The 17,599-nt window shown below is 52.9% G+C and carries 13 protein-coding genes; 7 read left to right on the top strand and 6 right to left on the bottom strand.

Features of this window, described 5'->3' with window-relative positions:
- A complete protein-coding gene (gene hexR, locus MJO52_RS21070) occupies nucleotides 1–855 on the bottom strand; it encodes a transcriptional regulator HexR (protein ID WP_108735063.1) in 855 nt (284 codons plus the stop codon).
- A gap of 139 nt (nucleotides 856–994) precedes the next feature.
- Between hexR and uvrD the strand changes: the two genes are divergently transcribed.
- Together uvrD and MJO52_RS21060 are read left to right on the top strand one after the other, a co-directional pair.
- The gene (gene uvrD, locus MJO52_RS21065) at nucleotides 995–3,199 is read left to right on the top strand and encodes a DNA helicase II (RefSeq protein ID WP_252083925.1); all 2,205 of its coding nucleotides are present in this window, start codon (nucleotides 995–997) and stop codon (nucleotides 3,197–3,199) included.
- Nucleotides 3,200–3,338: 139 nt separating this feature from the next.
- A complete protein-coding gene (locus tag MJO52_RS21060) occupies nucleotides 3,339–4,487 on the top strand; it encodes a TRAP transporter substrate-binding protein (RefSeq protein ID WP_252083924.1) in 1,149 nt (382 codons plus the stop codon).
- Nucleotides 4,488–4,557: 70 nt separating this feature from the next.
- On the opposite strand, the gene MJO52_RS21055 is transcribed toward MJO52_RS21060, so the two are convergent.
- The 5 genes from MJO52_RS21055 to MJO52_RS21035 form a co-directional block, all read right to left on the bottom strand.
- Nucleotides 4,558–4,956 carry an acyl-CoA thioesterase gene (locus MJO52_RS21055; protein WP_152455932.1) on the bottom strand — a complete coding sequence of 133 codons (399 nt, stop codon included), beginning with the start codon at nucleotides 4,954–4,956 and terminating at the stop codon, nucleotides 4,558–4,560.
- Nucleotides 4,957–5,126: 170 nt separating this feature from the next.
- The gene (locus MJO52_RS21050) at nucleotides 5,127–8,708 is read right to left on the bottom strand and encodes an ABC transporter permease/M1 family aminopeptidase (protein ID WP_252083923.1); all 3,582 of its coding nucleotides are present in this window, start codon (nucleotides 8,706–8,708) and stop codon (nucleotides 5,127–5,129) included.
- Between the two features lie 19 nt (nucleotides 8,709–8,727).
- Complete coding sequence (locus tag MJO52_RS21045; RefSeq protein ID WP_252083921.1) at nucleotides 8,728–9,621, bottom strand: ABC transporter ATP-binding protein; 894 nt, start codon at nucleotides 9,619–9,621, stop codon at nucleotides 8,728–8,730.
- A gap of 303 nt (nucleotides 9,622–9,924) precedes the next feature.
- A complete protein-coding gene (locus tag MJO52_RS21040; RefSeq protein ID WP_252083919.1) occupies nucleotides 9,925–11,289 on the bottom strand; it encodes a TRAP transporter large permease in 1,365 nt (454 codons plus the stop codon).
- Complete coding sequence (locus MJO52_RS21035) at nucleotides 11,286–11,858, bottom strand: TRAP transporter small permease subunit (RefSeq protein WP_252083918.1); 573 nt, start codon at nucleotides 11,856–11,858, stop codon at nucleotides 11,286–11,288. Before MJO52_RS21035 ends, MJO52_RS21040 begins: the two co-directional genes overlap by 4 nt.
- A 183-nt stretch (nucleotides 11,859–12,041) precedes the next feature.
- On the opposite strand from MJO52_RS21035, the gene MJO52_RS21030 reads away from it, so the two are divergent.
- The 5 genes from MJO52_RS21030 to phoU all read left to right on the top strand — a co-directional run bounded on the left by MJO52_RS21030 (nucleotide 12,042) and on the right by phoU (nucleotide 17,534).
- A complete protein-coding gene (locus MJO52_RS21030; protein WP_252083916.1) occupies nucleotides 12,042–13,094 on the top strand; it encodes a PstS family phosphate ABC transporter substrate-binding protein in 1,053 nt (350 codons plus the stop codon).
- A gap of 138 nt (nucleotides 13,095–13,232) precedes the next feature.
- On the top strand, nucleotides 13,233–14,612 hold the full coding sequence (gene pstC, locus MJO52_RS21025; protein WP_252083915.1) for a phosphate ABC transporter permease subunit PstC: 1,380 nt from the start codon (nucleotides 13,233–13,235) through the stop codon (nucleotides 14,610–14,612).
- Nucleotides 14,605–15,891 carry a phosphate ABC transporter permease PstA gene (gene pstA, locus MJO52_RS21020; RefSeq protein ID WP_252083914.1) on the top strand — a complete coding sequence of 429 codons (1,287 nt, stop codon included), beginning with the start codon at nucleotides 14,605–14,607 and terminating at the stop codon, nucleotides 15,889–15,891. The genes pstC and pstA overlap by 8 nt, the downstream gene beginning before the upstream one ends.
- Nucleotides 15,892–15,922: 31 nt before the next feature.
- The gene (gene pstB, locus MJO52_RS21015) at nucleotides 15,923–16,801 is read left to right on the top strand and encodes a phosphate ABC transporter ATP-binding protein PstB (protein WP_252083913.1); all 879 of its coding nucleotides are present in this window, start codon (nucleotides 15,923–15,925) and stop codon (nucleotides 16,799–16,801) included.
- Between the two features lie 25 nt (nucleotides 16,802–16,826).
- On the top strand, nucleotides 16,827–17,534 hold the full coding sequence (gene phoU, locus MJO52_RS21010; protein WP_252083912.1) for a phosphate signaling complex protein PhoU: 708 nt from the start codon (nucleotides 16,827–16,829) through the stop codon (nucleotides 17,532–17,534).
- Nucleotides 17,535–17,599: the final 65 nt, after the last annotated feature.

The following is a 17,599-nucleotide window of genomic DNA, read 5'->3' as shown; positions in this document are numbered from 1 at the left end:
TCAGTGTTTGTCTTCCCGCAATGTGTACAGGCCCTGCTTCAGCTTTAGTAGGTGCTCTTGCAACTGGGGGCCTTTGCGCTGGGCAACGCCGATGGCGAGCACATCAATCACCACTAGGTGGGCGATGCGTGAGGACAGTGGTGTATAGATCTCAATATCTTCTTCCACATCCACTTCTAGCGGGATACTGGCCTGCTGTGCCACCGGCGAACCGCTGGGTGCCAGGCCAACCACCAGAGCGCCCTGCTCCTTTGCCATGCTCATGGAGCGCAGTAGTGCCTTGGTGCGGCCACTCTGGGAGATAGCCACGACTACATCGCCCGGCTGCATAGACATGGCTGACATATTCTGGATGTGGTGGTCCGAGTGGGCGGCGGTGGCCAATTGCAGGCGGAAGAACTTGTGCTGGGCATCGGCGGCGACAGCACCAGAGGCGCCAAAGCCGAAGAATTCCACCCGCTTGGAAGCGGCCATCGCAGTGACAGCGGCCTCAAGGGCGCGGTCGTCAATTCTATCGCGCACTTTTAGCAGAGTATCTACTGTTGAGTCGAACACCTTGCGTTTGTACTCGGCAATGGTGTCGGTCTCGGTCACCGCGATTTGGCCGAAGCTGGGGCTGGAAGCCAGCTGTTGCGCCAGGTTCAACTTGAACTCCTGGAAGCCGGAACAGCCCACGGCGCGACAAAAGCGCACCACGGTCGGCTCGCTCACCTGGGCCTCGGTGGCCAGGTCGACGATGCGCATATGAATAATTTCATCGGGATTGGCGAGAATATACTCCGCCACCTTGCGCTCAGATTTGCGCATGGATGACAGTTGCTCACTGATTCGTTGCGTTACTTCCGCCGGTTTCACAGGACTTCCTTCTCTATGCCAGTTGGCGCAGTTTAGCCGCTGCGCCCCCGGCTGGCGAGGGGCTTTGCATTGTCAGCCGGGGTAAAATCCTGTTTATTTACACAGGTCTTATACAGCAGCTCTGGTACAATCTTCGCCCATGGACGTATCTCAGATTTTAGACCCCCTCAACGACGCCCAGCGCGAAGCGGTAGCTGCCGCGCCCGGCAATCAATTGGTTCTGGCCGGTGCCGGCTCGGGCAAGACCCGGGTGCTGGTACACCGCATCGCTTGGCTAATGCAGGTGGAGGGCGCCTCGCCCTACTCCATTATGGCGGTGACCTTTACCAACAAGGCGGCCCGCGAGATGCGCGCCCGTATCGAAGAGTTGCTGGGGGTGAATACCTTTGGCATGTGGGTGGGCACTTTCCACGGCCTGGCTCACCGCCTGCTCAAAGCCCACTGGCAAGAAGCCAAGTTGCCGCAGAACTTCCAGATTCTGGATTCCGACGACCAGCTGCGCCTGATCAAGCGGGTACAGGCAGATCTGGGGCTGGACGATAAAAAGTGGCCGCCGCGGGAAACCCAGTGGTGGATTGGCGCGCAGAAAGATGAAGGCCTGCGCCCGCAATATATCAATGCCGGCGCCGATCCCTGGTTGCAGACCATGGTGCGCATCTACTTCGCCTATGAAGAGGCCTGTCAGCGCGGTGGGCTGGTAGATTTTGGCGAGTTGCTGCTGCGCGCCCACGAACTTTGGCTGAATAACGACAGTATTCTGGCCCACTACCGCCGGCGTTTCCCCCATATCCTGGTGGATGAGTTCCAGGATACCAACACGATTCAATACGCTTGGTTGCGCCTGCTCGCAGGGGAACAGTGCCATATCACCGCTGTGGGTGACGATGACCAGTCCATTTACGGTTGGCGCGGCGCCAAGATCGAGAATATCCAGCACTTTTCTACAGATCTGCGTGAAGTGCAGACGGTACGCCTGGAGCAGAATTATCGCTCCACCTCCACCATTCTGAATGCGGCCAACGCGGTGATCGCCAATAACAGCGGTCGTCTGGGCAAGGAGTTGTGGACCAAGGGGGAAGAAGGCGAGCCCATCGCCGTCTACGCCGCCTACAACGAGCAGGATGAGTCGCGCTTTATCGTCGAGCGTATCAATGATTGGGTGCGCGATGGCAATCGCCGCGACAGCATTGCCATCCTCTACCGCTCCAACGCCCAATCCCGGGTGCTTGAAGAGGGGCTACTGCGCGAACAGGTGCCCTACCGTATCTACGGTGGCCAGCGCTTCTACGATCGCCTGGAAATCAAAAATGCCCTGTCCTACCTGCGCCTGATCAGCAATCGCAATGATGACACTGCATTTGAACGGGTGGTGAATACCCCCACTCGTGGCATTGGTGCGCGCACGGTGGAAATGGTGCGCTCCTTTGCTCGCGAGCAGGGCTGTTCCTTGTGGCAGGCGGCCAAGCTGATGTTGCAACAGCGCGTACTGGCTGCGCGCGCCGGTAATGCTCTGCAGAGCTTTCTGGATCTGATCAACCAGCTGGCTGCAAATGCGGAAGATAAAGAGCTGGATGCCATTGCCGAGGATGTGATCGAGACTAGCGGCCTGCTGGAATTCCACGGCAAAGAAAAAGGTGAGAAGGGCCAGACGCGGGTGGAGAACTTGCAGGAATTGGTCACTGCTTGTCGCTCTTTTGCCGGTGTGGACCTGCCCGAGGGGGAGGAAGATGAGGAGGAAATCCCTCTTCTTAACCAGTTCCTCGACAGCGCCGCCCTCGATGCCGGTGAAGGCCAGGCGGATGAGTTTGAAGATGCCGTCCAGCTGATGACCCTGCACTCTGCCAAGGGCCTGGAATTTCCTTTGGTGTTTATGGCGGGCGTGGAGGAAAACCTGTTCCCCCACAAGATGTCTGCACAGGAGCCCGGCCGTATGGAGGAAGAGCGGCGCCTCTGCTACGTGGGTATCACCCGCGCCATGTGTAAACTGTATATTACCTACGCGGAAAACCGGCGCCTGTTTGGCAGCGAGACCTACAACAGTCCGTCTCGCTTTATCGGTGAGATTCCGCCAAATTTGGTGCACGAAGTGCGCTTGAAGACCGAAATTTCCCGTCCCCTCTACCAGGCGGATTATGGCAAGGTGGGCCAGTTTTCCGACCCGGCGCCAGATTTCGATGATTTACCACCATTGGCACTGGGTGGCCGGGTTGAGCATGTCAGGTTCGGCGAGGGCACCGTAGTGCAGTTCGAAGGTAATGGCCCCCGTACACGTGTACAGGTCAATTTCGATGATGTTGGCAGTAAATGGCTGGTAGTGGCTATGGCTAAGCTGCAGCCTTTATAGATTGTTTGCTTTGATAAAAACCAAGTCAGATTAGAAATTTTTTCTGCACTGATTTTGGTTTTTCCCAAAATCCCGACCATTTAAAAAAGATCATTTATCGATGATCAGCGCCTTACAAGAAAAAAGATAATTAAAAGCGATGAAAAAAGTTAACTGGTATCCCGCTATTATTTTGGGCCTTATCGCCCTGCTCGTTATTACCTTTGCTGCACTGGTCACTTCCCGTGTGGCACAGGGCCCTGCACAACATTTTTCCGATAATGGCAACAAAGAGTTGTTTGAGTGGAAGCTTGTTACCACTTGGCCAAAAAATTTCCCCGGCCTCGGCCAAGCCCCGGAGCGCTTTGCAAAAAACGTTGAGTTGATGTCCTCCGGCCGCCTCAAAATTAAAGTTTATGGTGCAGGTGAGCTGGTACCCGCTCTGGGTATTTTTGGTGCGGTATCTGAGGGCGCTGCACAGATGGGACATGGTGCCGCCTATTATTGGAAAGGCAAGATTCCAGCGGCCCAGTTTTTTACCGCGGTACCGTTTGGTTTAAACGCCCAGGAAATGAATGGCTGGCTGCACCACGGTGGTGGTTTGGAACTCTGGAAAGAGATTTATGAACCGTTCAACCTGATCCCCCTAGCGGGTGGCTCTACTGGGGTACAGATGGCCGGCTGGTTTAACAAACCGATTAACTCTGTTAAGGATTTGCAGGGCTTAAAAATGCGAATTCCCGGTCTGGGCGGTGAAGTATTAAACCGGGCCGGCGGTACCGCTGTGACTATTCCCGGTGGTGAACTCTATACCGCGCTGCAGACTGGTGTTATTGATGCGACCGAGTGGGTTGGACCTTATAACGATCTCGCTTTCGGTTTCCATCAGGTTGCCGAGTACTACTACTATCCCGGCTGGCATGAACCCGGCTCAATGATGGAATTTATCGTCAATAAAAAAGCCTTTGAGAAATTGCCCAAAGACCTACAGGCCATTGTGCGCGTGGCTGCCCGCGAAGCAAACCAGGACATGTTGGATGAGTACACCGCTCGTAATAATCGCGCCCTGCGTGAGCTGGTGGAAACACATGGAGTCAAAGTTAAGCGTTTGCCAGATGATGTGCTTGCCCATTTAAAGCAGATCAATACTCAACTGATGCAAGAGACCGCAAATAAGGACCCAGAATTTGCGCGTATCTATAAAGCCTTTAAGGATTTTGAGCGGGATGTGCGACCCTATCACCAGATAAGTGAAGAGGCTTATTACCAGGCGCGCGAACTTGATGGGGAAAGCAAGAAACAGGAATAAAAGGCAAAATTAATATCATAGAAGGGAAACTGGTTTAAGGCAGTTTCCCGAAATAGTTTTGTAAGTCGTTTCAGGGCAGTGGTCTGGTATGTCCTCTATCGTCGATAGCGACAAAAACAAACTCACCCTCAGTGACCTTTACCTGCTCACCAGAGTCCACCCGTGTCAGCCATACCTCAACCATTGTTCTAATAGAGGAACGCCCTACCTCTATAGCCTCGGCATAGCAGCTGACCGTAGAGCCAACCGGAACCGGGCGTAAGAACACCATACTGCCGACCGCTACGGTAGTTACCCTGCCGCGTGCAATGCTTTGGGCCAAGATTGCTCCAGCCAGGTCCATTTGCGACATCAGCCAACCAGCGAATACATCCCCCTGGGGGTTGGTATCACGGGGCATAGCCAGGGTTTGCAGGGTAAGCGTGCCTGTTGGTTGCGGGTTTTCATCAAGGGCTGAAAGTGCGGACATCGACTACTCACAGATTGTTAGAGTTATTGGTTTCCACCTGAGGGAAGGTGGCGCATTCTAGCACAAATTGAGTAGTATTTGACCAGTGCTTGTCTGAGTTTTTCCAACGAAAACGAGTGAAGTTTTTCCCAGCCACCCCCTAGGTGGCCGGGAAATTAGTGACAAGAGCCCTAAAGTGCCTCTATTGCCAACAGATTGTCGTCCGGGTTTTTGTCGATCATCTTGATATAGGGATCAAAGCCAGCAATGCTCGGTTTGCCCTTCACCTCAAATTCCAACAGGGTGGTCTCTTCACTGATCTCCTGTTTGGCCAAGTAGAGCACATTGTCTGAACTGGTGTTCTTGTCGGGATCTTCTGCAAAAATGGCAACATCTATCCAGTTATTGATGGGAATTTCTTGTTCCTGTCCATCCCCTTCGGCTTCATATTTGTGCGCTTCCAGCTCCAGTAATACGCGATAATTGCCGTTCTCCAACAGCTCATAGGTGGCATTTGCGACTTTGAGATCAAAGAGGACTACTCGCTCCAGCATATCGGTGATCAGCTCTTGCTGGGGGGGGGCGGCGTGGGCTCGGAGTCTTGCCACTAAATCCATGCTGGTGGGATAGGGATCACTGGAGAAGCCTTTTTCTTTTAATAGGGAAGCCAAAGCCGCATTGACGGCATCTTCACCCATCGCATCCTTAAGGGCGTACATCGCTAGCGAGCCCTTGTCGTAATGGATATAGGTCTGGTTTTCGTTGCGAGATAAAGGTAACTCCTCAAGCAACTCGGTACCCCGAGCGCTCAGGTAGCCATCCAGCTCATATTTGAGGAAACGACGCATTTTTTCAGGGCCGTATTCCCGCTCCATCACCATTAGTGCTGAGTACTGCGCCAGGGTTTCAGACAGTAGAGTCGCTCCCTGTACATTGGCGCCAATCAATTGATGCGCCCACCACTGGTGCGCCACCTCGTGGGCGGTTACATAGAAGACGTAATCAATCTCATCCGGGTCCCGCAGATCGGCGACAAAACCGATAGATTCAGAGAAAGGTACGGTGTTGGGGAATGCCTGGGCAAAGGATTCATAGCCTGGGAACTCGACGATACGCAGTTGGCGATATTGATAAGGGCTGAATGCCTCACTGAAATACTCCAGGGACTTTTTCACCCCCTCAACCATACGATCTATGTTGTAGTCGTGGGGCTTGTGGTGGTAGACCTCAATGGCAACGTCCTGCCATTTATCTTTGACCACTGTGTAGTCCGCTGAAAGGTAGGAAAAAAAGTTGTGAATGGGCGCGTCCATCTTGTAATGAAAGTAATGGCGCTCTCCCTCCTGCCAGTCTTTTTGTAGGTAGCCGGGGGCCAGTGCTATCTGTCCCAAGGAAGTACTGACGGTGGTTTCAAAGTTGATCCAGTCAGAGTCGCTGCGAAGATAGGATTTTCGGTAGTGCTCTTTGTCCTCCAGTTTGGGCATACGCTGCGGCGGCGGTAGATCGTGCTTTTTACGCAGGTGACGATCAGTCAACTCAAAATTGCTGTTGTAACCGATAAAGGGCAGCGCTTCGTAGTTATTAAAGAAGGTACCGTTCTGCACCAAGGTGGTGGAGGAGCCGGAGTTCATAAAGCCGCGATTGATCCTGCTCAGATCAAACTCCAGCGTGAGGGACTGGCCGGGTTCAAGTGGGCGATCCAGCTCGAAGAAATAGTGTCCGAACTGCTCGTCCTTTTCGCGTAACTTGGCCTGATTTAGGGATAACTGGTTAACTGTAAGGCCGCGATCCAGCCCTATAACTACCTCATCAATCGACTCCTCACGCTTGTTAACCAGGAAATAGCGGCCGCGCACTTCATAGCGGCGTTCATTGGGGAAGATATCCACATCCACTTTGACATCGGTGATATGTGGTGCGAGTTTATCCTCTAGGGCCTTGTATTTCTTCTCATAGTCTGCAGCTAGTCGTTCACGATCCTTGCTGGTTTCGTAGTGATTGAGAATATTGGTGTTGTAGTAAATAAAGGCGCCAGTGCCGATAAACAGTAGCAGGGTTGTGGAGGCAGTTAATCGACTGGAAAGCCCCAATTGGAAGCGCAGGGCTTTGACCCGGCTAGTTAGAGGAGCCAGGGTTCCGCGCTGCCAGAGCCCGTAACTCAAGATGGCCAGTATCAGGCTGAAGCTGATCCAATATAACGCAAACCAAGCCCGACCCTGATCAAAGTGACCATAACCATTCATGTCCGAGTAAGGTGCGGCGTTCCAGTCTGCAAATTGATAGAGGTTGTGTTCGAACCCAAGGCCATCAAGGACACTGGAGCTAATTAAGTAGCCCACCATCAGTAGCATGCCGAGGAATTTATTGCGGGTTATCACCTGGGCAAAGATAGATAGGACTGCCATCAAGTAAAACGGCAGCGCAAACTGATACCAGAGTCCGTAAAAATACAGTCCAGGCTCAAGCGTTGTATATCCCTTGCCCAGCTGTACAGCCACAGTGGTAAGCATGCAGGCTATCAGGATACCGGCCAGAACCACCAGCATTGCAATAAACTTGCTCGCTACGAAAATCCAGCTGGGTGTGGGCACGGCATCCATAATTTCATGGCAACCGGCCTGGCGTTCTCGCCACACCAATTCAGCCCCATAGTAGATCAGAATAATCAACATGATGAGGCTAAAAGCACCTTCTATCAGACTGACCATAGAACGAGTCACCGGGTATACCGAGGTGCCAAATACTGCCTCCAGGCTCAGGGATGCGCCCAAGACATTCAGAACACCCAGTGCCAGGATTACCCAAAAAGCTAGGCTTTTTACTACTGCTTTTACTTCAAAACCGCAGCGTATACGGAATTGTTGCCAAACCGTGGCTGCCCCAAAGTTTGGAGTAATTCGCGGTAGGGGCTTGATGTACCTAGGTATCTCACTATCTGCGGCTTCTGTGGTGCGGCGGCGCGACCAGAGAGATTTACGTTCGGCAAATGAAAAGCATTTATAGCCTAAGCCGATAAATAATAAGCTGACGCCCAGCCATAGTAAGCGGTTGATTAGAAAGTTTCCCTCTAGTGCGATCATAGAGGTATTGCGATCGAAAGCGGTCCAGTAGCGAGTTGTCTCCTGGAAGGCGGCGATACCAAAGGGGTCAGCCAGTGCGGCAGCACTTCGATAGGCGGGTTCATCCATGATTCCCTGGCTGGTGAAATAGAGTATCAGGAAGGCGATCAACCCCAGGTAAGTGGCCATCATGCTGCGAGTTATGGCTGCCAGGCTAAAAAACATGGCGCTGCAAAACAGCATGGTGGGAAAGATAAGTATGAATAAGGTTTGCAGGTAGTGGGATATTTGAGTGGGGCCCAAGCGCTCTGGGTCTAGCCAAGGCATCCATGAACCAAACAGCATACCCAGCGCCGTAGATGAGAAAGCCAGAAAGGCCACGGCGAATGATCCTGTGAAGCGCCCCAATAAATAATCACGCTTATTAATAGGGGTACTGAAGACAATACCTTCCATTTTCATATCGCGATCACGCAGCACCGGATTGGCTGCGAAGGCGGCAGTGATAAAAATACTGAAAACGCACATTACTAACAGGGTTAGCATAATCGCGTAGGGAGAGTTGATCAGGGTGCTACCTCCACCGCCGCCGATCTGTATATTGTCGACGGTCATAGCACCAAAAGTCAGTAGAAAAAATACCAGGCTGGTCACATAAAACAGTGGCTGGCGCAACTGGTAGTGAAATTCAAACTTAGCAACCGATAAAAACATTTAGAAATCCTCCCCCACCTCAAGCGGCGCTAGCCACTTGAGCTTTTTTATTGCTAAACAGGGTAGAGAAGTAGACATCTTCAAGGTCCGGTTGCAGCTGCTCAAAGCCTACTGCCGGTTGGGTATCTGCCAGCGCATGCACAACATGGCGCCCGGCTAATAAACGAGTGGAAATCACATCAAAATTATTGTGGCATTCTTCCAGCTCAGATTTATCGACGGTGCGCCGCCATACACGTCCTTGCAATTTAGAGATAAGTTCTTCGGGTTTACCTTGGGCCACAATTTGACCTGCGGCCAGGATCGCCATATTGGGGCACAGATCGGCAACATCTTCGACAATATGGGTGGAAAGAATTACCACTACGTTCTCGCCAATTTCGCTAAGCAGGTTGTGAAAGCGATTGCGCTCCTGAGGGTCGAGACCAGCGGTAGGCTCGTCGACAATAATCAGGCGTGGGTCGCCGATCAGGGCTTGGGCAATACCAAAGCGCTGGCGCATACCTCCAGAGTAACCGCTTAGGTTTTTTTTGCGATCCTTAAATAAATTGGTCTGGTGCAGTAATTCAGCCACCATTTCGCGACGTTCTTTGCGATTACTAATACCTTTTAGAACTGCCATATGATCGAGCATATCTTCGGCACTGATTCTCGGATAAACCCCGAAATCCTGTGGTAGATAACCCAAGGTGCTGCGAATTTTCTGAGGGTTACTGGCCACATCGATACCATCAAAAGTGATGGAGCCGCTGTCTGCAAATTGCAGCGTGGCGATAGTACGCATTAATGAAGATTTTCCGGCGCCATTGGGGCCGAGTAACCCGAACATTCCTTTGGGGATATCCAAGTTGACGTTTTTAAGCGCATGCACGCCGTTATCGTAGGTCTTGGAAAGACTAGTTATATTTAGCATTTTTTAAATCCTTTTTAATTTTTTATTCGTGCTTGGATATCGATAGCAGTATTTAATTCCTTTTGATGGGTCTATTTTTTTAAGGAAAGATATCCGCAGAGGTTTATTGATGGTCTGGCGAGCAAATTAAAAATTGAATGCCAATTTAGCAGGTGCTGGTGACTTGCCGTAGGGAATCAAGATGTGCCGATGAATTTAAGGGGCGAAGGGTTTATTAAGTTTCAATGTTAGTACGATCGTTTTGGGCTGGATCCAATCGGTAGCGATACAAGGTCTTATCACTACCGATCGTTGTCTTTTGGGTTAATTCTGAACCACCCCCGGCAACCAAGTCACCAGAGCAGGCCAGAGTGCTAGGAGGCACAAAATCAACAGCTGAATAGCGATAAATGGCATAACGCCGCGATAGATAGCGGAAGTGGCCACTGAACTTGGCGCAACGCCGCGAAGATAAAACAATGCAAATCCAAAGGGTGGAGTAAGGAAGGAAGTCTGCAAGTTGATTGCAATCATGATGCCCAGCCAAATCGGGTCCACACCCATCGCCAACAACACCGGCCCAACAATGGGCACCACCACAAAGGTGATCTCAATAAAGTCGAGAATGAAACCGAGCAAGAAGATCACCAGCATGACCAGCAAGGTCGCACCAATAACACCCCCAGGCAGACTGTGGAAAATACTGGTGACAAGTTCTTCACCGCCATATCCACGGAAGACCAGTGAGAACAATGAAGCACCAATAAGAATGGCAAACACCATCGCGCTTACCTGTAGAGTGCTGCGACCCACCTCCCCCGCTTGCGCCCAATGCAGAGCACCGCGACTGTAAGCCAGTAATCCCGCCCCCAGAGCACCTACGGCGGCGGCTTCTGTAGGCGTTGCGGCACCGGTAATAATTGAACCCAGCACTAATAGCATCAAAGCGATAGGAGGAAAAAGGCTACTCAGTAGCGGCCAAACTTCCAGAGGTTGCTGCTGCGCGGTCTTGGCCTTACCCGGAGAACGGCGCGCCACGAACAATAGATAAACAATGTAGGCTGCTACCAGCAATAGGCCGGGAATAATGGCACCGATAAAAAGGTCGCCAACGCTGACCGGCTTGGGATTAAAAATACCTGCAGATAGTTGTGCCTGCTGATAGGCGTTGGAGAGAGTATCCCCAAGAAGCACCAGAGCAATAGAGGGGGGAATAATTTGTCCGAGGGTGCCGGTGGCGCAGATGGTGCCAGTGGCTAGCTTTGGGGAGTAGCCCTGTTTCAACATGGAGGGCAGGGACATTAAACCCATAGTCACTACGGTGGCGCCCACAATACCGGTACTAGCGGCCAGAAGTGCACCGACAACTACTACAGAAATGGCCATACCCGCCGGCGCACCCATAAATACTTTGGTCAGATTGACCAATAAGTCTTCAGCGATTTTTGCTCTCTCGAGAATGACTCCCATTAAGACAAAGAGCGGCACGGCAACCAGGGTGCCGTTTTGCATAATGCCGTAGAGGCGGTCGGGGAAGGCACGCAGTAGCTCGGCATCGAAAGCGCCATACACGATACCCAACCCGGCGGTGATTAGGGCCGTACCGGCGAGCGTGAAAGCTACCGGGTAACCGAACATCAGTAGCCCGCAAACGGCGGCAAACATCAATAGAGGTATCAGCTCGATCATGCCTCTGCCTCCTCCACCTGCTTGAGCAATCGTGGTTTCGCTACAGATTCGCTTACCGGGCTTGAAACCTCCATAAGCTGTAGCAGAGCACGAATAAACTGGGCGGTGCCGGCGAGACCGAGGGTTACTGCCGCGAGGGGAATCAGACTTTTCAGCAGGAAAACACCGGGAAGGCCGCCGGCATTGGCGCTCTCCTCAAGCACTGACCAACTATTCAGAGCAAACTGCCAGCTGCTCAGCAACATAAAAGTGCAGACTGGCAAAAGAAATAGCAGAAAACCCAGAGCATTAACCCAAGCCTTACCCCTGGGACCCATTCGCCGATAGAAGACATCGACACGCACGTGGGCGTCGGTTTGCAGCGCATAGGCCAGGCCCAACATAAAGGCGGCACCGTGCAGATAGATTACGGACTCCTGTAGCGCTATGGAGCCACTGTCGAACAGGTGGCGCAGAGCCACAACGCAGGACTGTATTAAGACCATGGCCCAGGTAAACCAGGCGAGCAGGTGGCCGGTGCGACTGGATAGACTCTCCAGTGCACGCGCTCCACGCATCAGAAATAGCATGGGGGCTTCTCTCTTTACATCTTATTGTTATCTCGTTTGTATGCAGGTTACCGCTTTGCTTGCCCGGGCACCAGCGGGGTAAATTTCCGGCTGTAACTTTTTTGTCATGTTTTATTCATAGAATCGTCATCCGTTGTTCCTAGCATCGCCGCGTGAAATAAAAAACACTCATCGGAGTTACACATGAACAAGCAAATTTTGGCTACTTCCCTGGCGGCATTGACCCTTGCCACCTCTCAGGTAGCCCTGGCGGCTCGCGACTACATCAGTGTTGTGGGTTCTTCCACTGTTTACCCTTTTACCACCACTGTGGCGGAGCGTTTCAGCCGTGCTACCCAGTTCAAGACTCCGGTAGTTGAATCCACAGGTACTGGCGGCGGCATGAAGCTGTTCTGTCAGGGCGTTGGTGAAAGCACTGCAGACATCACTGGTGCTTCCCGCCGCATTAAGCAGTCCGAGCTGGAAATGTGTAACGGCAACGGCGTTGATGTTGTGGAAGTACAGATTGGCTACGACGGTATCGTGCTGGCCAATGCTAAGAAAGCAACTCCTTTCAAGCTTTCCCGCAAAGATATTTTCTTGGCCCTGGCAAAAGAAGTACCGAACCCGGACGGTTCCGAAACGCTGGTAGCTAACCCTTACAAGACCTGGAAAGACGTAAATCCTGCGCTGCCCAATACCAAAATTGAAGTTTTGGGGCCGCCCCCCACTTCCGGTACCCGCGATGCCTTCGCGGAGCTGGCAATGGAAGGTGGTTGTAAGAAATTTGGCTGGATCAAGGCCATGAAGAAAAAAGACAAGAGCGCTTATAAGGCGATCTGTCACAACGTACGCGAAGACGGCGCTTATGTTGAAGCCGGTGAGAACGATAACCTGATCGTCAACAAGTTGGTTGCCAATCCAAATGCCCTAGGCATCTTTGGTTTCAGCTTCCTCGACCAGAATGCCGATAAAGTACAAGGCTCTTTGATCGAAGGACAGGCTCCGACTTTCGATTCTATCGCCGATCAGAGATATCCAGTTTCCCGCCCGCTGTTTATTTACGTGAAGAAGGCACATGCCGACGTAGTGCCAGGTATCAAGCAGTTCCTGGCGGAGTTCACCAATGAGCGCGCTTGGGGTGATGAAGGTTACCTGACTGACAAAGGTATGATCCCGTTGCCCCAAGAGAAACGCCAGAAAATTGCTACTGACGTTCGCAAGCTGAATGCCCTGAGCAATCTTGCTGCGAAGTAAATTTATCTTGGAGTAGTACAGTCAAAGGGAATTGACGGCCAAGCTCGAGAGGGCTTGGCCGTTTTTATGAAAGCCAAGTGGAAACACAGGGAAAAGTCGGGATAATGCCGACATCGACATTTTTAGCACGGTAATTCAATGCAAACCCCCACACTGTTCGCCCTTTTGCTGCTGTTGATTTTAGTGGCCTACGGTACCGGCTTTAGTCGTGCACTGAGTGCAGCGCGCAGCCGAGGAGGCCTGCGTAATCTGGCCTCACTGCCCAGCTATCACGGATTATTTACCGCGCTTTGGTGTGGTTTACCGGCACTTTTACTACTGGGTGCCTGGCTGATTTTTGACGATGCCATTATTCGCTCTATGGTGATGCACAGCATCGCCGATAAGCCCGATACCATTGCCGGGCAGAACCTGCTCTATGCACAAATTCAAAACCTTGCCGCTGGCCATTTGGTGGGAGAGTCATCTCCACAGTTACAGTCGGCTGCCGAGCACCTCAGTCAGTTGCGCAATAATTCCAATACTCTACAGGCCTTTTTAAGCCTGGTATTGGCGGTGGGCCTGGGGGCATTTGCACTGTTGCGTTTTTCTCCGGAGCTGCGTGCCCGTGAGAAAGTGGAAAAAGTCCTGAAGGCTATTCTGATTACCTGTGCCTGCGCCGCGATTTTTACCACTGTGGGTATTTTGTTCTCGGTACTGTTTGAGTCGCTGCGCTTTTTCCAGTCGGTGCCAGTGACTGAATTCTTGTTCGGCCTGCACTGGAGCCCGCAGATGGCCCTGCGCGCCGATCAGGTTGGTTCCAGCGGAGCCTTTGGTGCGGTACCCCTATTTACCGGCACCCTGATGGTTTCCGCAATCGCCATGTTGGTGGCGGTGCCTGTGGGCCTGATGGCCGCTATTTATCTGGCCGAGTACGCCAGCAAGCGCGTGCGCAACGTAGCCAAGCCTATTTTGGAAATTCTCGCCGGTGTACCCACCGTGGTATACGGCTTTTTTGCGGCACTGACTGTTGCCCCATTTATTCGCGACCTGGCCACCTCAATGGGTTTACAGGCCTCCAGTGAGAGCGCCCTGGCCGCTGGCCTGGTAATGGGGATTATGATTATCCCATTTGTCTCTTCATTATCTGACGATGTTATTAATGCAGTTCCGCAATCCCTGCGCGATGGCGCTCTGGGGTTGGGTTCAACCCAATCGGAAACCGTGCGCAAGGTGGTGATTCCCGCCGCCTTGCCGGGAATTGTCGGCGGTGTACTCTTGGCGGTATCTCGCGCAATTGGTGAAACGATGATCGTAGTGATGGCCGCGGGCCTCGCCGCCAACCTGACTGCGAACCCTCTGGATTCGGTCACCACTGTTACCGTGCAAATCGTGACGCTACTGGTCGGCGACCAGGAGTTTGACAGTCCCAAGACCCTGGCCGCATTTGCGCTTGGCCTGATGCTATTTATCTCCACTCTGGTGCTGAACTTTATCGCCTTGCACGTAGTGAAAAAATACCGGGAGCAGTATGACTAACCTCACCCAGACGCAGGTTCGTGAGCGCATCGAGAAGCGCCTCGCCAGCCGCCATCGCAAGGAAAAATTGTTTCGTGGGCTGGGCATTGCCAGTATCGCTTTCGGCATACTCGCGGTTGTTATTCTATTCAGCGATATTATCAGCAAGGGTAGCGGCGCCTTTGTGCAGACCGCCATTGAGCTGGAAGTGCACTACGATGCGCAGGTACTCGGTATTGAGAAGGTCGATGACGAGAGCCTTGCCTGGGCCAATTTCACCGGGGTGATCCGCGCGGCGTTGCGCGAGCGTTTTCCCTCGGTGACTGGCCGCAGTGACAAGCGTGAGCTCTATAGCCTGGTCTCCTCGGGGGCACCCTTTAACCTGCGTGATCGCCTGGCTGCAAACCCAGAGCTACTCGGTACGAGCGAGAAGGTATGGTTTGCCGCTGACGACGATGTGGATACTTTTGTTAAAAGTCTGAAGGATTCCAAAGAGGGCTTCCGCGGCCGCACATCCGAACAGAAAGCCGGCTGGATCGAGCAGTTGCTACAAAGTGGCGAACTGAAGAAGCGTTTTAACACCACCTTCTTTACCAACGGCGATTCGCGCGAGCCGGAACAGGCAGGTATCCGCGCCGCTTTGATGGGCTCGCTGTTTACATTGCTGGTGACTTTGGCGCTGTCTTTCCCAATCGGGGTGGCTGCCGCTATCTATTTGGAAGAATACGCGCCGAAGAATCGTTGGACCGATCTGATTGAGGTGAATATCAATAACCTCGCGGCGGTGCCGTCCATCGTATTCGGCTTGCTGGGGCTGGCGATCTTTATCAACTTTTTTGAGTTGCCGCGCTCTGCGCCTCTGGTTGGTGGTCTGGTACTTACCCTGATGACGTTGCCGACAATTATTATTTCCAGCCGTGCGGCGTTGAAGGCGGTGCCGCCTTCGATTCGCGAAGCGGCGATGGGTATGGGTGCCTCGCGTATGCAGGTGGTTTTCCACCATGTATTGCCGCTGGCCATGCCCGGTATGCTCACCGGTGCGATTATTGGTATGGCCCAGGCCTTGGGTGAGACCGCGCCCCTTCTGATGATCGGTATGGTTGCCTTTATTGTGGATGTACCCGGCGGAGTTACCGATCCGGCCACGGTATTGCCGGTACAGATTTTCCTCTGGGCCGACAGCCCAGAGCGCGCCTTTGTGGAGCGTACCTCTGCAGCCATTATGGTGCTGCTGAGTGTATTGATTCTTATGAATACCAGTGCAGTAATGCTGCGCAAGAAACTTGAGCGCCGCTGGTAACAGCGCGGATAATCGGAAAACAGGATTATTTATGAGTACCATGACCCTGGATGCCGCCGGACATTCTGAAGCGGCGCAACCCGAACTGACCGGTGAAAAAATGGCAGTGAGCCAAGCCGAGGTGCGGAAAACAGTGGGCCAGCCCTTCACTGATACCGCCAAGTTACGCATGCGCAATGTGAATGTGTTCTACGGTGAAACCCAGGCTATTCACAATGTGGGCCTGGATATCGGCCGCAATGAAGTTGTGGCGATGATCGGCCCATCCGGTTGTGGTAAGTCCACTTTCCTGCGCTGCCTCAACCGCATGAATGACACCATCGAAGGCTGTCGGGTGGAAGGCGAACTGAGCCTGGATGGCGACCCCATTTATGGTCCCAAGGTAGATGTTGTGCCACTACGCGCTCGGGTGGGGATGGTGTTCCAGAAGCCCAATCCCTTCCCCAAGTCTATCTATGAAAATGTGGCCTATGGCCCCAAAATCCACGGGATCGCCAGCCGCCGCGCCGACCTGGATGAAATTGTGGAAAACAGCCTGCGCCGCGCCGGCCTCTGGGATGAAGTTAAGGACCGTTTGGACAAGCCGGGCACCGGCCTCTCTGGCGGTCAGCAGCAGCGTTTGTGTATCGCCCGAGCCATTGCCGTGAGCCCTGAGGTTATCCTGATGGATGAGCCCTGCTCCGCCCTGGACCCTATTGCCACTGCGCGTATTGAGGAGCTGATCGATGAGCTGCGCGAGAACTACACTATTGCCATCGTGACCCATTCCATGCAACAGGCGGCCCGCGTTAGTCAGCGCACGGCTTACTTCCATCTGGGGCACCTGGTTGAAGTCAACGATACAGAGACCGTGTTCACCAATCCGGAGCACGAACTAACCGAAGCCTACATTACCGGCCGCTTCGGCTAAGCCAATCTTGCTCCGAGGGATAACTATGGAAATGCACTTCGATCAGCATATCTCCCGCCAGTTCAATGAGGACCTGGAGGGAATCAAGACCGAGATGTTGGAAATGGGCGGCATGGTCGCCCGCCAAGTAGCCGATGCCGTCGATGCTCTGTCGAATGCCGATAGCCAGCTCGCCGAGGAAGTCCTGCGCGTCGAAGAGGAAATCGACAAGTGCGAGATGGCCCTGGACGAGCACGCGACTTTAATCATCGCCAAGCGCCAGCCCGCCGCTTCGGATCTGCGTATGGTGATGTCGGTAACCCGAATCGCCCGCGACCTGGAACGTATCGGTGATGAGGCCAGCAAAATCGCGAAAATGGCGATTGCCCTGACCGATGAAGGCACCTCACCGCGCGGCTATACCGAGATACGCCATCTGGCAAATGCTGTACGCAAAATGCTCAACGACGCCCTGGATGCCTACACTCGTTTCGATGTGGAGTCCGCATTGCGCACCCTCGCCGAGGATGAACAGGTGGACATGGATTATCGCACCGCCGTCCGTGAGCTGGTGACTTATATGATGGAAGATCCGCGCAGTATTTCCCGCGTCATTAATGTGCTGTGGACACTGCGCTCACTGGAGCGTATCGGTGACCACGCCAAGAATATTTGTGAGCAGGTAGTCTACTTGGTGGAGGGGGCGGATATTCGCCACGGCCACGAGAGGAATTTGAATTTAAGGAAATCCTAAGTTTCCTCAGCCAAAGAAAGGTCGCTCATAGCGGCCTTTTTTATTGCAGGCAGATTTTAAGAACT

Source organism: Microbulbifer variabilis (genome assembly GCF_023716485.1).
In the GTDB taxonomy this organism is placed as follows: domain Bacteria; phylum Pseudomonadota; class Gammaproteobacteria; order Pseudomonadales; family Cellvibrionaceae; genus Microbulbifer; species Microbulbifer variabilis_B.
Note: the sequence above shows the minus strand (reverse complement) of the source record. Positions and strands in the feature narration are given on the sequence as shown.